This is a genomic window from Actinopolymorpha pittospori (assembly GCF_014873875.1).
Taxonomy (GTDB): domain Bacteria; phylum Actinomycetota; class Actinomycetes; order Propionibacteriales; family Actinopolymorphaceae; genus Actinopolymorpha; species Actinopolymorpha pittospori.
Genome location: NZ_JADBEM010000001.1, coordinates 1180632 through 1195118 on the forward strand (window position 1 = coordinate 1180632; position 14487 = coordinate 1195118).

At 69.2% G+C, this 14487-nt stretch carries 12 protein-coding genes; 5 read left to right on the forward strand and 7 right to left on the reverse strand.

Annotated elements, in window-relative coordinates; all coding sequences use genetic code 11:
* Positions 1–90: 90 nt before the first annotated feature.
* Entirely contained in the window at positions 91–1608 is a 1518-nt protein-coding gene (locus HEB94_RS05545; RefSeq protein ID WP_420481580.1) for an IS1380 family transposase, read from the forward strand.
* Positions 1609–2067: 459 nt separating this feature from the next.
* Here HEB94_RS05545 and HEB94_RS05550 read toward each other — a convergent pair whose 3' ends face one another.
* The 6 genes from HEB94_RS05550 to HEB94_RS05570 all read right to left on the reverse strand — a co-directional run bounded on the left by HEB94_RS05550 (position 2068) and on the right by HEB94_RS05570 (position 8553).
* Positions 2068–3474 (reverse strand): amidase, encoded by a 1407-nt coding sequence (locus HEB94_RS05550; protein ID WP_192748914.1) that lies wholly within the window; start codon positions 3472–3474, stop codon positions 2068–2070.
* Between the two features lie 136 nt (positions 3475–3610).
* On the reverse strand, positions 3611–4192 hold the full coding sequence (locus HEB94_RS05555; protein ID WP_202896157.1) for a haloalkane dehalogenase: 582 nt from the start codon (positions 4190–4192) through the stop codon (positions 3611–3613).
* Positions 4179–4307: a hypothetical protein gene (locus HEB94_RS52265; RefSeq protein WP_273374944.1), complete on the reverse strand. Its 129-nt coding sequence runs from the start codon at positions 4305–4307 to the stop codon at positions 4179–4181. Before HEB94_RS52265 ends, HEB94_RS05555 begins: the two co-directional genes overlap by 14 nt.
* A 510-nt stretch (positions 4308–4817) precedes the next feature.
* Positions 4818–7088 carry a xanthine dehydrogenase family protein molybdopterin-binding subunit gene (locus tag HEB94_RS05560; RefSeq protein WP_192748915.1) on the reverse strand — a complete coding sequence of 757 codons (2271 nt, stop codon included), beginning with the start codon at positions 7086–7088 and terminating at the stop codon, positions 4818–4820.
* The gene (locus HEB94_RS05565) at positions 7085–8071 is read right to left on the reverse strand and encodes an FAD binding domain-containing protein (protein WP_192748916.1); all 987 of its coding nucleotides are present in this window, start codon (positions 8069–8071) and stop codon (positions 7085–7087) included. Before HEB94_RS05565 ends, HEB94_RS05560 begins: the two co-directional genes overlap by 4 nt.
* Positions 8071–8553 (reverse strand): (2Fe-2S)-binding protein, encoded by a 483-nt coding sequence (locus HEB94_RS05570; RefSeq protein WP_337917483.1) that lies wholly within the window; start codon positions 8551–8553, stop codon positions 8071–8073. The genes HEB94_RS05565 and HEB94_RS05570 overlap by 1 nt, the downstream gene beginning before the upstream one ends.
* Before the next feature lie 94 nt (positions 8554–8647).
* On the opposite strand from HEB94_RS05570, the gene HEB94_RS05575 reads away from it, so the two are divergent.
* Positions 8648–9313 (forward strand): TetR/AcrR family transcriptional regulator, encoded by a 666-nt coding sequence (locus HEB94_RS05575; RefSeq protein ID WP_192748917.1) that lies wholly within the window; start codon positions 8648–8650, stop codon positions 9311–9313.
* A 123-nt stretch (positions 9314–9436) separates the two neighbouring features.
* Here HEB94_RS05575 and HEB94_RS05580 read toward each other — a convergent pair whose 3' ends face one another.
* Positions 9437–10033, reverse strand: coding sequence for a DUF4232 domain-containing protein (locus tag HEB94_RS05580; protein WP_192748918.1), 597 nt, complete (start codon positions 10031–10033; stop codon positions 9437–9439).
* Between the two features lie 709 nt (positions 10034–10742).
* Between HEB94_RS05580 and HEB94_RS05585 the strand changes: the two genes are divergently transcribed.
* From HEB94_RS05585 to HEB94_RS05595, 3 genes are read left to right on the forward strand one after another with little or no spacing between them, the layout of a single operon-like run.
* Positions 10743–11249, forward strand: a complete 507-nt coding sequence (locus HEB94_RS05585; protein ID WP_192748919.1) for a (2Fe-2S)-binding protein — start codon at positions 10743–10745, stop codon at positions 11247–11249.
* Positions 11237–13507 (forward strand): xanthine dehydrogenase family protein molybdopterin-binding subunit, encoded by a 2271-nt coding sequence (locus HEB94_RS05590; protein ID WP_192748920.1) that lies wholly within the window; start codon positions 11237–11239, stop codon positions 13505–13507. The genes HEB94_RS05585 and HEB94_RS05590 overlap by 13 nt, the downstream gene beginning before the upstream one ends.
* Positions 13485–14372 (forward strand): FAD binding domain-containing protein, encoded by an 888-nt coding sequence (locus HEB94_RS05595; RefSeq protein ID WP_192748921.1) that lies wholly within the window; start codon positions 13485–13487, stop codon positions 14370–14372. Before HEB94_RS05590 ends, HEB94_RS05595 begins: the two co-directional genes overlap by 23 nt.
* Positions 14373–14487: the final 115 nt, after the last annotated feature.

Genomic DNA, 14487 nt, shown 5'->3' on the forward strand with positions numbered 1-14487 from the left:
GGATGGCTGTTTTCATAGGCAAAGGCCTTATCTTGCTGGGTTAGCGCTCGCAACGCAGTCCGGCAAGAAAAGGCCTTTGTGGTGAAGAAGATATCGCATGTTCAGAGTCGGCGGAACGCGGCGCGTCGGCGGCGCAGGGTGGCGGCGCGTCAGGGGTTGGCGGGGCATTGGGGCGAACAGCGTTCCCCGATGTTGACGTCGGGGAAGGTGGCCTACGAGGTCGGCGGGAACCTCGACGCGACCTGTTTCGGCGGGATCGCCGCGGTGCACCGGCTGGTGACCAAGCTGGGCCTGGTCGACCAGATCAACGACGGTCTGCACCTGTTGAAGGTGCACCTGCCCTACCACGAGTCCGACCATGTGCTGAACCTGACCTACAACGTGATGTGTGGCGGCACCCGCCTGGAAGACATCGAACGACTCCGGCACGACACCGCCTACATGAACGCCTTAGGCGCGGACCTGATCCCAGACCCCACCACGGCCGGTGACTTCTGCCGCCGCTTCGCCGAGGACGACGTGGTGGAGTTGATGGAAGCGATCAACGCGGTACGCCCACAGTTGTGGACGGGTCGGGGAGGCGACCTGCTCGCCCCGATCGCCTACATCGACGCCGACGGCACGATCGCCCCCACTTCCGGGCGCCGTAAGGCCGGCATGGACATGTCCTACAACCGGATCTGGGGATACGCGCCGCTGATCGTGTCGCTGGCCAACACCAAGGAAGTGCTCTACCTGGTCAACCGGCCAGGCAACGCACCCAGCCACCAAGACGCGGCAAGCTGGATCGACAAGGCCATCGACCTGGTCAGACCGCACGCCGATCGGGTGTGCCTTCGCGGTGACACCGACTTCTCCCTCACCGCCAACTTCGACCGCTGGGCGAACAAGGTCGACTTCATCTTCGGCATGGACAACAACACCGCACTACGAGCCCGTGCCGAGGCGCTGGCCCAGACCTGCTGGACCCGGATGCGTCGAGACACCCCCGGCCAGAACGCCACCGGCCAGACCCGGGCTCGCCGGGACAACCACAAGCAGGCCATCGTGGCCGAACGCGGCTACCTCAACCTGGAACTCAACTACGAAGACGTCGCCTGCTTCGACTACCAGCCCGGCAAGTGCGACCGCTCCTACCGGGTGGTCGCGCTGCGCAAGAACATCAGCCGCAGCCGCGGTGAGCAGGTGCTCATCGATGAGGTCCGCTACTTCTTCTACATCACCACCCGCACCGACCTGACAGCCGAACAGGTCGTGGCCTGCGCCAACCAGCGCTGCGACCAGGAGAACATCATCGCAAGCCTCAAGTCCGGCGTCGGCGCACTGCGGGTGCCGCTGCACGACCTGGTCTCCAACTGGGCCTACATGGTCATCGCCGCGCTCGCCTGGAACATCAAGTCCTGGTTCGCGATGATGATGCACCGCAAAGCTGACCGCCGCGACTACATCCGCATGGAATTCCGGCGCTTCTTCAACACCATCATCCTCATCCCCGCCATAGTGACCCGCCGAGCCCGCGCCATCACCATCCGACTCATCGGCTACAACCCCGCCCTGGACCGGCTCTTCAGCGCCTGGAACACCACCGAACGAACCCGCTTCGGCTAACCCACAACCAGATGCCAACCCCGAACCGACCGCCGCGCAGCCGCGGCGGCAACCACACCTGCCCAGACACCAAAAACCAGCGCCGAACACCCCCACACAGCCCCCGACCAGGCCACTCCAACCCGCCACCGACACCTTCAGGCGCCCCACCGACATGCCCGACACGACAGCCGACATGATCAAATCGCGTTCAGCCACCGACACGGAACCGACTCGCTTATTTGAGGACTAGTGGTCCCCCATATCAGCCAGACCATCGACAGCACCGTCGAGGCAATCAACGCGGGACTGCAGTCGCTGAAGGCAGGCCACAGCGTCCTGGGCAAGGTTGCAGTGATCGTGGACCGCGACCTGGCCCTGGGCACTTCTTCTGCACCCTCACGACCGCGCCCCACTGGCCGCCCGTAAGCGCCTTGGCAGCGTTCGTTGATGCCCAACGGGGTGGGCCTCCCCCGGCTGTCAGAGGGCGGGGTGTTGGTCGCGGACCGGGCTCAGTGTCTCCAGCAACGAAGCGACGTGCAGGATCGTCGACTCCGCGTACCAGGTGGCCGCCAGCTGCACGCCGATTGGCATGCCGTCTCTGGTCGTGCCAAACCGCATGGACAGGGCAGGGAGTCCCGTCAGGCTGAACGGGACGGTCGTCGAGCTCACGTGGAAGGGGCCCACCGTCTGGCCGTCGAGAGTGAACTGCTCGAGCCCATGCACGTGCGCGGGGATCGTCGTCACCGGAAGCAGCAGCACGTCGTACTGGTGGAAGTACTCCGCGAAACCGTCCCGGAGCCGCTCGACGCCCTGCTCGGCCCGGACATAGTCCCCCACAGACGTGTCGGGTGTGGCGAGCAAGGTCTGGGAGTAGGTGAACATCTGGTCCTCACGACCCGCAGTGGTCTCCCGGACGGCCGGCTTCATCTCCATGACGTGCTGCCGGGCGAAGAGATCGAGGGGGTTGTCCCGCTCGAGAGCCGGGATACCTACGGCCTCGACCCGAACCCCCGCCCCCTGCAGGGCGTCGGCGGCCTTCTGCACAGTTGCCGCGACCTCTGCGTTGACCGGACCGAGTCCTGAGTCGACCAGCCAGCCGAGGCGGACAGGCCGGTCCGGTGAGGCGCCCAGGCCGGCGTCGAACTCGCGCGGGACCACGGAGAAGCCGTCAGCGCCGTCAGGACCGGCCAGCAGTGGATACGCGAGTGCGAGGTCACGGACAGTGCGGGCCATGGGACCGGCGTGCCAGTCACGGCGCGGCTCCCGCGGCCAGAACCCCGTCATCGGGACCCGCCCGTGCGTCGGCTTGAGGGAGGCGATACCGGTGTCGGCCGCCGGCCCACGCACCGAGATGGACAGGTCGCTTCCGAGACCAAGCGGCGACATCCCAGCCGCGATGGCCGCGGACTCCCCGCCGCTCGAACCGCCGGAGGAGCGGTCGAGGTCCCAGGGGTTGTTCGTCTTGCCCGTCAAGAGGTTGTCGGACTCAACCCAGTACGAGAACTCCGGGAGATTGGTCTTCGCCAGAACGATCGCGCCGGCCCGCTTCAAGCGGGCCACGCTGGTGGCGTCCGTGTCCGGGACACGCCCCGCAAAGATCGGCGAGCCGCGCTGGGTGAGCACCCCGGCGGTGTCGAAGGCGTCCTTGACCGTGAAGGGCACACCATGAAGCGGCCCCACCTGCGCACCCGCCGTGAGCTCCTCGTCCGCCGCCCTCGCGGCGGCCAGCGCACCGTCGGCGAGCGTGACGATGGCGTTGACCCGCGGATTGGTGGCCTCGATGCGGTCAACGTGCGCCTGCACCACCTCAACGGAGGAAACCTTTCCGGTGCAGATCAACTCAGCGAGTTCAGTCGCGTCCGAACGGATGAGGTCAGTAGTCATGATGATTCCCTCCTTAGACCGGTCTTTGGATCGCTCAAAGCGATGCACAGCAGGTCCACGGCGTCGCACAACTCACCAACCCTGCCCGCCATCTTGGTCATCCGCCTGGTCATCGACACCCCTCTCCTGACCGCCGTCAGCCCGAGGCTCGCATCCAGTCGACGATGGCCCGGCCGATCTCGTCCGGCGAATCCTCTTGGACAAAGTGCTTCCCCGCGACCGTCACCTCAGCCTGAGCAGGCCACCCCCGGACGAAGTCGACCAACGCTCCACTGGCGAGGATCGCCCCGGGCTCCGCCTTGAGGAACAGCTTGGGTACATCGCTGGTCGCCAGCCAGTCCGCAGAGGCGGCCACGATCGCCTCCACGTCGGCGGGCTCGCCCTCGATGGGGATCTCCCGAGGCCACGTCAGTGTCGGTCGCCGCCCCTCGCCGGGCTCGGCGAACGGCCGCCGGTACGCCGCCATCTCCTCGTCGGAGAGGGTACGCAAGATCGCCTGCGGCAACAGTCGCTCGACGAAGAGGTTGTCTCGCAGGATCATCTCCTCGCCGGCCTCGGAACGCAGCGCCTCCAGGACTGGACGCGTGAACAGTCCACTGATCGCGTCCCAGGTCCCAGGCCGCACGATCGCCTCCATGTACGCGATCCCCTTCACGGCCTCGCGGTGGCGGTTGGCCCAGTCGAACCCGAGGGCCGAGCCCCAGTCATGGACGACCAAAGGTGACCCGCTCGCGTACCTCCAGGGCGCCGAGCAGCGCGTCGAGGTAGCTGCGATGCTCGACAAAGCGATACGAACCCGGGCCACTGTCAGGCAGCTTGTCCGAATCACCCATGCCGACCAGGTCGGGAGCGATGCAGCGGACCCCGTGGCTGCAGGTGCGGCAACACGTTGCGCCACAGAGTAGGACGAGGTGGGATTGCCATGCAGCAACACGATCGGGTCGCCCTCTCCGACCTCCACCTACGCCATCTCGCAGCCGAAGATCAGCCGCCGCTGCTTTTCGTACGGAAAGACCGCAGAGATCATGGTCGCTTCGCCTTGGTTGTGGTACGACTCCTTCTCTCTAGTAGCCGAACATGATCTCTGCCCCCGTGACAGACGTTGGACGCCAGTCATCACCGGGACCTTCTGCCCTGACCAGTCGCGATGGGGCGCCGACATCTCCTCCAACCAAGCCCTGAGAAGCGGCAAGCACGGTGCGTATTCGCCTCGGATCAACTCAAATCGAGTGGTGCGTCCGCCCGACTGACCGCGGCCGGTGTAGTGCCCTTCCACAAGTGCCGGGCCACACCGGTCGCTACGCGGGCTAGCGTCCTCGCATAGTCATCGTCAGCTCGCACTCTCACCGCAGCTTGTCGAGGGTGATCGGCAGATCGAGCACACGTTTGCCGGTGGCGTGCCGCACGGCGTTGGCCACGGCGGCGGCAGCTCCGGTGATGCCGATCTCTCCGATCCCGAGCAGGCCGAGTGGCATTGTGGGGTCCGGCTCGTTCAGGTAGTGCACGTCGATGCGGGGGATGTCGGCGTGCACGGGCACGTGGTATTCGGCCAGGCTCGGATTCATGATCCGGCCGGTGCGGTGGTCGATCAGCGTCTGCTCCGAGAGCGCCATGCCGATACCCATGACGATTCCGCCGCGCAACTGGCTCGCAGCCGTGCGAGCGTTGATCACCGTGCCGACGTCGAACACGCCCAGCCAGCGCGACACCCGTACCTCTCCGGTGTCAGGGTCGACTCGGACCTCGCAGAACTGTGCCCCCGTTGCTGCCTTCACCCACCGCCGGTGGTCACGCACTGTTCGGGCCAGGAAGCCCGGCATGGTCTCCTTGGACTTCGCCTCCACATGGCCGCGTCCGGCCGCGGCGAGGATCTCGGTGTAGGTCTGGCCGCCGCCTCGGTAGTAGAGCCCACCGTCGCGGGCTTCCACTTCCTCCAACTTGCGGCCCTTCAGAGGTGAGCCAGGTGTGCGGCGGGCCAGGGTGAGCACGGACTTTCTCAGTTTGGCGCAGGCGGCCAGCACGCCCGTAGCTACGCTCGCGGTCTGCACCGAGCCGATCGCGCCGGCACTCGGCGGAAGGTCGGAATCGCCGTACTCCACGCGTACGGATTCCAGCGGCACGCCCATCTCGTCGGCGGCGATCTGCGCCTGCGCGGTCGCCGCGCCCATGCCCATCTCGTGCAGGCCGCAACGCACCACGACCATGCCGTCCGCGTCGAGCCGGACGGTGACAGTGGCGGGCATGCGCATCGAGGAGTGATGGGCGGTGGCCACACCCATGCCGACCAGCCACCGGCCGTCCCGCATCGCACCCGGCCTCGGGTCCCGCTCGCGCCAGCCGAACCGCTCGGCGCCCAGCGCGTACGCCTCCCGCAACATCCGGTGCGCGAACCTCTGGCCTCCCACCGGGCCGCGCTCGGGCTCGTTGACCATCCGCAGCTCGATCGGATCCATCCCCAGTTCCCACGCCAGCTCGTCCACGGCCGACTCCAGGGCGAAGTTGCCGATCGACTCACCAGGCGCTCGCATGAAGGTGTTGCTCAGCAGGTCGAGCTGGACGACGTTCTGGCGAAGGTGGATGTTCGGGGCCGCGTACAGGTGACGGGAGACCTCGGTGATCTGTTCGGGCATGCCGCCCACCCGCGCCGTCCTGGACACGCTGGTGTGGATGAGCGCGGTCAGCCTTCCCTGCGCGTCCGCGCCCAGCGCGACCCGCTGCGTGCTGGCGGTCCGCCCGCCGACGGTGTGGTAGACGCCCTCACGGGTGAGCGCCAGCCGTACGGGGCGCCCGGTCGCCCGCGCGGCCAGCACCGCCAGCAGGGTCCCTGCCCAGGGCCGCCCTTTGCCGCCGAACCCGCCCCCGACGAACGGGGACAACACCCTGATCGCGTCCTCGGGCACCCCGAACCGCTGCGCCAGATGCTTGCGCAGCCATGGGATGTTCTGCGTGCCCTCGTGCAGAGTCAGGCGGTCTCCCTCCCACACGGCGGTCGTCGCGTGCGGCTCGATCGCGTTGTGGGTGTGCTGAGGGGTGGCGAACTCGAGGTCCACCACGAACGGCGCGGCGGCCAGCGCGGCCGCCGCGTCTCCCTTGTCTGCCCTGCCCGGGAGGATCAGATTGCCCTTCTCCGGGACCGCGTTGTGTACCTCGGCGGCGAAGTCCACCGCAGCGGGCGACTCCCGATACACCGGCGCCACCAGCGACGCCGCGTACCTCGCGGCCTCCAGCGTCTCGGCGACCACCACCGCTACCGGCTGGCCGTTCCAGTGCACCTCGTCGGTGGCCAGGTAGTTCACCGACGTACTCGAGACGACCGAGCTGATGTCGAGGAGGCTGACCTTGGGGGCGGGGTTCATGGCGGGCGCGTTCTCGTGGGTGAGGACCTCGATCACGCCCTGCACCGCACGGGCAGCGGCGGTGTCGATGGCGGTGATGCGGCCCCGCGCGATGTTGGCGTGCACGAGCGCGGCGTAGGCCAGGTCCGGGTAGGGGTGTTCAGCGGCGAAGCGGGCCTGGCCGGTGGTCTTGGCCGGCCCGTCGAGCCGGTCGACGGCGCGGCCGACGTACTTGGTGGCGCCGGTCGTGCGCTCGGTCTCGGCCTCTTTGATGCTCATCGCAGGGCCCCCTCCTTGCCCAGCTCGCGCAGCGTGGCCACGATCGTGGAACTGGCGAGGTCGACCTTGAACGCGTTTCCCTGCCGAACGTTCGCGGAGGCCAGGTCGGCCTCGGCCGCGCGGCGGAAGGCCGCCTCGTCCGCAGGGCCTCCGACCAGCAGCCGCTCCGCCTCACGGGCCCGCCAGGGTTTGGGGGCGACACCGCCGAGCGCCAGCCGGACCTCCGTGACCGTCCCGTCGCTCACCCGCAGCGCCGCGGCGACCGAGACCAGGGCGAATGCATACGATGCGCGGTCGCGGACCTTGCGGTAGCGGGAGTCGGCCTCGACCGGCGGCACCTCGACCGCGGTGATCAGGTCGCCAGGGGCCAGCTCGGTCTCGATCTCCGGGGTATCACCGGGGAGCCGATGCAGATCCGCTAGCGGGACGCGGCGGATGCCGTCCGTGCCGCGTACCTCGACAACGGCGTCCAGGGCGGCCAGCGCCACACACATGTCGGAGGGGTGCGTGGCTATGCAGCTCTGGCTCACGCCCAGGATCGCGCAGCTGCGGTTGAACCCGTCGAGCGCGTCGCAGCCGCTGCCTGGCTCGCGCTTGTTGCAGGCCGAGGCCGCGTCGTAGAAGTACGGGCAACGGGTGCGCTGCAGCAGGTTGCCACCCACGGTGGCCATGTTGCGCAGCTGGCCGGATGCTCCGGACAGCAGCGCCTGGGACAGCATGGGGTAGCGGGTGCGCACCCGCCGGTCGGCGGCCAGGGCACTGTTGCGCACCAGCGCCCCGATCCGCAGCCCACCGCCGGGCAGCTCCTCCACAGTGTCGAACGGCAGCCCGGTCACGTCCACGACGGTGTCGGGCCGCTCGATTCCCTCGCGCATCAGGTCCACCAGGTTGGTGCCGCCGCCGAGGAACTTCGCGCCCGGCTCGGAGGCGGCCAGGACGGCGGCCTGGGCGTCGACCGGCTTGACGTAGGCGAACGGCCTCATCACGCGTCCTTCCCAGCCACGTCCAGGATCGCGTCCACGATCCCGTTGTACGCGCCGCAGCGGCACAGGTTCCCGCTCATCCGTTCCCTGATCTCAGCATCACTGAGCCCACGCGCCTTGGTCACCGCGCTCGGCATGCCGGCCTCGTACTCGGCCAGCATCCCGATCGCCGAGCAGATCTGGCCCGGGGTGCAGTAGCCGCACTGGAACCCGTCGTGGCGCACGAACGCCTCCTGCAGCGGATGCGCCACACCCTCGATCGTGGTGATCTCCCTGCCGTCGTACTGAACGGCCAAGGCGAGGCAGGCATTGATCCGCATGCCGTCAGCAAGCACTGTGCACGCACCGCAGGCGCCCTGGTCACAGCCCTTCTTGGGACCGGTCAACCCGAGCCGCTCGCGGAGCGCGTCGAGCAGACTCACCCACGGCTCGACATCGAGGGACTCGACGGAACCGTTCACCTTCATCCGAATCTCGGTCACTCGATTCCTCCAAGTCCAGCCACGCTAACAGGACGCCGTTCCCTTAACAAGTGAACAGTGTTCCCTTAACTCGCGTCAGTACGCTTGACGCGAGATGACGCGATCGGCATTCCTCCGGGCCAGACGGCCAGAGCACAAGCAGCAGCGGCGCGAGGCGATCCTCACCGCCGCGCGCGACCTCGCCCGCGCCTCCGGAGTACGCAACGTGAGCCTGGGCGCGGTCGCCGAGGCCGCGGGGCTGGCCAAGTCGAACATCGCGCGATACTTCGGCACTCGCGAAGAGATCTACCTCGAACTGCTCACCGAGGAGTGGGGACACTGGGCCCAAGCAGTCTCCGACCGACTGCGTGACGCCACAGGCACAGTCGAGGCGATCACCGCCCTGGCCGAAACACTTGCGGACCGACCACTCTTCTGCGACCTGCTCAGCCACGTCTCCACAAGCCTCGAGCACAACGTGTCCGTCCCAGCCGCCCGCACGTTCAAGCACGCAATGCACGACAACCTCACCGCGATGGGCGCCGAGGTCGCCCGCGCGACCGAACTGACCGAGCGCGAGAGCAGCGAGCTGGTCGCCATGGCCGGTGGCCTGGCCGGCATGCTCTATCGGGCCGCCAACCCACCCCCCGTCCTCGCCCAGCTCTACGCCGAGGACCCAGAACTGGCCGACTCCCGCCCCACGCTGCTGCCCACACTCGTCCGGACACTCTCGGCACTGGCGGCCGGCCTGCCCACCCTCAGGGACAAGGGCAGTCGGTAACAAGCGTGCCGTGACGCATCCGGCAATGACTTTCGCTCACGCGACGGCGACCACGTACGCAGTCGGATCAACGCCTCACCCCTCGCCCGCGGCGCCGCCTTGGCGCGCCCTGAGCCGGGTGCCTCAGTCGGTGGTGGCGATGCTGTGGGCGACGGATGTGACCGAGAGGTCGCCGTTGTCGACCCACTCAGGGAAGGCCAGGGTCTTGTGTGTGGTCGCCGCGGGCGGGGTCACCTCGAGGTAGGCGGCGTGCACGGCGCCCGAGGTGCCGATGTTCGCGTGCGACCAGGCGATGACCGCCTGCGCGAACTGGCCGGGCCGCAGGGAGATGACCTTCTTGCCCGGGTCCTTCGCGTACCACGTACTGCCCCATGTCACCTGCGACGTCAGGACCTGGTGCTGCGCGTTCTCCAGGCCCAGGCCCGGGTAGCCCAGTAGCGCGCACGTGCGGGTGCCGGTGTTCTTCAGTTGCAGCTCGACGCCCTGGTGGTTCATGCCCCCGGCCAACGGGTTGTGCAGGGACGCCGTAAGGCTCGAGGCCGTGCACGTCGGCAGCGCCGCAGCGGCGTTCACGGGCTGCGCTGCTTGAGCGACCCCGGCTCCGGCCGCGCTCAGCAGAGCGGCGGCCGCGAGCGGTGCGGCGACCCTCCGGGTCAGTCGTCCACGGATGACACCTGTGCTCCTCGGCCCATCGCCTCGTGAGTCCTGGTGCTTCGCCATCTGTTTCGCCCCTTTCGGCTCGGCTCGGTACGGCGGCCCTTCTCGTCGCCGCGCCGAAGTCCGACACTCAGCGTCCGGCCACCATGGCACGCGAGCCTGGGAGGCCTCACCACGCGGGCTGGGCGTGTCACGTCGAGACTGGAGCAGATCTGGCCCCGGCCGCGGGCGGGCGCCGCCTACAGGTGGTGAGGGGACGGAAAATCCGCGGTAGCGGATGCCGCAGGAAACCGTGTGTGATCCGGGTTCGACCGCGACGGAACATGGAACGCCCCAGCGGGCCGGATGCTCTGCCCCGTCGATCCGAACAACAGGACGGCTCATCAAACGCAGGAACCACGCGCTCAGCCAGTAGGGCCTCACCGTCACGGCAATCGAGCTGGCCACCAGGCGATGCTACGCGCGGAGGAATCAGGCGCTTCTGTGCGTCCGTACGCCGGTCGCCCAGCACGCACGGCGACGCGGCCCGTGGTGGGTTCACCGAGGCAACCGCGCCGCAGCACCACGTGAGTCAGCGATGTCGCGACCCTGATCCGCAACCGCAGCCACTACCGGATGGGCCGGTGCTGGACACAACCCGGCGCGGGGCCGGAGGATAGCCGGAACGATGGGAGCAACGGGGGGCGCTCTGTTTCAGACCGGCACACGATGAGGGACGGCCAATGACGACCGAACGACGGGTTCCTTCGCAGCCGAGCATCCGGCGCATGTCATGACGGCCGAGGTCGCGCCGCACCCCAGCGACGCCGCACCCGACCCCGACGACGCGGCCGGACCCGACACCATGAGGGTCAGGCTCAACGGCCAGCGCTACCAGGTCGACGCGCCGATCGGCCGTACCCTCGCCGAGGTTCTACGCAACGACCTCGGCTTCACCGGTACCAAGGTGGCCTGCGGCGAAGGACACTGCGGCGCCTGCACGGTGCAGGTCGACGGCAGGCCCACGCTGTCCTGCATCACCCTCGCCCACACCGTCGACGGCGCCGAGGTCACCACCATCGAGGGACTGCGCGACCACGCCATGGTCGACGCGTTCGTCCGCTGCGACGCGCTCCAGTGCGGCTTCTGCACGCCTGGGCAGATCGTGTCCGCGACCGCCCTCGTCGAGAACAACCCCGAGCCGAGCCGCGAGGAGATCCGGCACGCGATGGCGGGCAACATCTGCCGCTGCGGCGCCTACCCGAAGATCGAGGAGGCGATCCTGACATGGCGCGACTGATCAGGACCGAGAAGGAAGTCGAAGGACGCTTCGAGACCATCTGGCTGGTCGTCGACGAGGACTCACTCGACCAGTGGCCCTCCGGCCCGCTCGACGTCGTGGGCCGGCCCGCCACCCGCAAGTCCGGACGCGCCCGCGCCCGCGGCGAGGCCATCTACACCGCCGACGTACGCCTGTCCGGCATGCTGTCCGCCGCAGTCCTGCGCTCCCCCTACGCCCACGCCCGCGTCCGCCACATCGACCTGTCCCGCGCCCTGCAGGCGCCCGGCGTGCGCGGCGCGATCGGCCCCGGCGACGCCCCCGAGGTCGAGGCACTCGCCGGCTACCACGGCGCACCCGTCGCCGCGATCGCCGCCGACAGCGAAGGCCAGGCCCGCGCCGCGCTCAGGCTCATCGACGTCGACTGGGAGGTCCTGGAGCCCGTCCTGGACCCCGACGACGCCGTACGCCGCGGCCACTTCACCTCCGAACCCCGCCACTATGAACGCGGCGACTTCGACGCGGCGGTGGCCGAGGCCGACGTGGTGGTCGAGTCGGAGTACCGCACCCAGGTCGTGCTCCACAACTCCCTCGAAACCCACCAGTCGGTGTGCACGTGGGAAGGCGACACCCTCGTCGTCTACACCTCCACTCAGGACATCTGGGGTGTCCGCAGCGGCGTCGCCCAGGCGCTCGGCATGCCGGCCGACAAGATCCGCGTGATCTGCGAGTACATGGGCGGCGGGTTCGGCGCCAAGAACGACCCCGGCCACTACACCTTCATCGCCGCCGAACTCGCCAAGCGCACCGGCCGCCCCGTCCGCTGCGCGCTGACCCGCCGCGAGGAGAACCTCGCCGCCGGCAACCGCAACGCCACCATCCAACGCCTCACCGTCGCCGCCCGCCGTGACGGCACGATCGTCGCGCTGGGCGGGGAGTTCGTCGCCGCCCTCGGCTGGGACGGCTGGATGGCCTCGACCGCCGGTCCGATGCACGGCCTCTACGCCTGCCCGAACGTCAGGACGGTCGAGTACGCCGCCCGCGTCAACACCCCGCCGATGGCCGCGTTCCGCGCACCCGGCTTCGTCGAGGGCACCTTCAGCCTGGAGTGCCTGATCGACGAGCTCGCGGTGAAGCTGGAGATGGACCCGCTGGAGATCCGCCGCCGCAACTTCTCCCCGGCCGACCCCTCCACCGGCACCGCGTACTCCTCCAACAACCTGATGGAGTGCTACGCCCGCGCCGACAAGCACTGGGCCCGCCGTCACGACGTCCGCGCCCGCAGCGAAGGACCCTGGCAGCGAGGTGTGGGTATGGCGTCCCAGATCTGGTACGGCGGCGGCGGACCGCCCGCCTACGCCTGGGTGCGGGTCGGCTCCGACGCCCGCGCCACCGTCGTCACCGCGATGCAGGACATCGGCACCGGCACCCGCACCGCCATGTCCCAGATCGCCGCCGAGGAGCTCGGCCTCCCCCTGGACAGCGTCGACCTCGTCCTCGGCAACACCGACCGCGGACCGTACGCCGTCGCCGCGGCCGGCTCCTCCACCACCCCGTCGATGGGTCCCGCGATCCGCGCCGCCGCCGGCGACGCCCGCCGCCAGATCCTCGACATCGCCGCGCAACGCTACGAACGCGAACCCGACCAGCTCACCCTGCGCGCCGGTCGCATCGAGGCCGCCGACGGGGAGTCCTGGCCGGTCGGGGAGGTCCTCGGCCTGCTCGGCAACGCCCAGATCCTCGGCAAGGGCGCCCGCGGCCCGAACCCCACCGGCATGGGCGTGCACACCTTCGGCGTGCAGGTCGCCGAGGTCGCCGTCGACATCGAGACCGGCGAGGTACGCGTCGAACGCCTCGCCGCGATCCACGACGTCGGCCGCGTCATCAACCCGCTCGGCGCGTCCAGCCAGCTCGAGGGCGGCGTCATCCAGGGCATCGGGCACACCCTGTCCGAGGAACGCCTGATCGACCCGGCCACTGGGCAGATCCTCACCCAGACCCTCGACGCCTACCGGATGCCCACGATCGCGGACGTCCCCGAGATCATCACCGAACTCGTCGACGTACCCGACCCCAACCTCACCAGCCTCGGCGCCAAGGGACTCGGCGAACCGCCGATCATCCCGGTCGCCGCCGCGATCGCCAACGCCATCCGCGACGCCACCGGCGCCGACGTCCACGAACTCCCCCTCGACCGCGAGGAGATGCTGCGCGCCCTCCGCGACGCGGCCGACCGACGAGCAGCGAAGGAACGCCATGAAGCTCCGGCGACTGTCTAGCCTCGCCGACGCCGAGTCCAGCGAGGCAGGGTTCGGCACCGGCTCGGTGGCCCTGGCCGGCGGCACCGAGGTCGTCCCGCTGCTGCGCGACGGGCTGCTCGCCGCCGACACCCTCGTCGACGTCCGCGCCGTCGTACCGGGCGGGATCAGCGCCTACGACGGCGGCGTACGGATCGGCGCGGGCACGACCCTGGCGGAGCTGGAACACGCCGACGCCTCACTCGGCCTGCCCGAGGTCCTGGTCGAGGCGTGCCGGCTCTCGGCGTCCCCGCAGATCCGCAACATGGGGACCATCGCCGGCAACCTGCTGCAGGCGACCCGCTGCTGGTACTGGCGGCTCGGCCACGGCTGCTGGCTCGCCGGTGGCGAGAAGTGCCTCGCCCGGGACGGACGCAGCGACGAACACGCCGTGTTCGGCAACAGCCGCTGCGCCTCCGCGCACCCCTCCGACCCGGCGGCAGCCCTGCTCGCGTTGGGGGCGAGCGTGCGAACGTCGCGGCGGGAGCTGCCCGTCGCCGACCTGTACCGGCTCCCCACCGACGACGACCGGAGTGTGACCGCGCTGGAGCCGGGTGAGCTGATCCTCGAGATCGACGTACCCCGGCCCGATGCCAGTGCCTACCTCAAGGCGATGGACCGCAAGAGGTACGCGTTCGCCCTGGTCGGCGTCGCGGCGGTCCGCTCCGGCGACGACGTACGGGTCGCACTGGCCGCGGTGGCGCCGGTGCCGTGGCTGCTGGAGTCCCCCGACGGGGATGCGGTCGGGTTCGGCGACGCGACACCGCTGCCCGGGTCGGCGTACAAGATCGAGCTCGCCCAGGCACTCGTCCGCCGCGCCAAGGACGCGATCGCACCAGCAGGCTGATCGGTCCCATTGATCCGGGAAGGCGCGACTGTCGTTGATGACCGACGACGGTCGCGCCGACGGCGTATGTTGTCAGCGATTACCGGATGGTTGCGCACGTCTCTTCTGCGCCACC

Bases quoted from the DNA above. Each gene is read 5' to 3' on its own strand.
- HEB94_RS05550 (WP_192748914.1), bottom strand. From the start codon at position 3,474: ATGACTACTGACCTCATCCGTTCGGACGCGACTGAACTCGCTGAGTTG.
- HEB94_RS52265 (WP_273374944.1), bottom strand. From the start codon at position 4,307: ATGGGTGATTCGGACAAGCTGCCTGACAGTGGCCCGGGTTCGTATCGC.
- HEB94_RS05560 (WP_192748915.1), bottom strand. From the start codon at position 7,088: ATGAGCATCAAAGAGGCCGAGACCGAGCGCACGACCGGCGCCACCAAG.
- HEB94_RS05565 (WP_192748916.1), bottom strand. From the start codon at position 8,071: ATGAGGCCGTTCGCCTACGTCAAGCCGGTCGACGCCCAGGCCGCCGTC.
- HEB94_RS05575 (WP_192748917.1), top strand. From the start codon at position 8,648: ATGACGCGATCGGCATTCCTCCGGGCCAGACGGCCAGAGCACAAGCAG.
- HEB94_RS05580 (WP_192748918.1), bottom strand. From the start codon at position 10,033: ATGGCGAAGCACCAGGACTCACGAGGCGATGGGCCGAGGAGCACAGGT.
- HEB94_RS05585 (WP_192748919.1), top strand. From the start codon at position 10,743: ATGACGGCCGAGGTCGCGCCGCACCCCAGCGACGCCGCACCCGACCCC.
- HEB94_RS05590 (WP_192748920.1), top strand. From the start codon at position 11,237: ATGGCGCGACTGATCAGGACCGAGAAGGAAGTCGAAGGACGCTTCGAG.
- HEB94_RS05595 (WP_192748921.1), top strand. From the start codon at position 13,485: ATGAAGCTCCGGCGACTGTCTAGCCTCGCCGACGCCGAGTCCAGCGAG.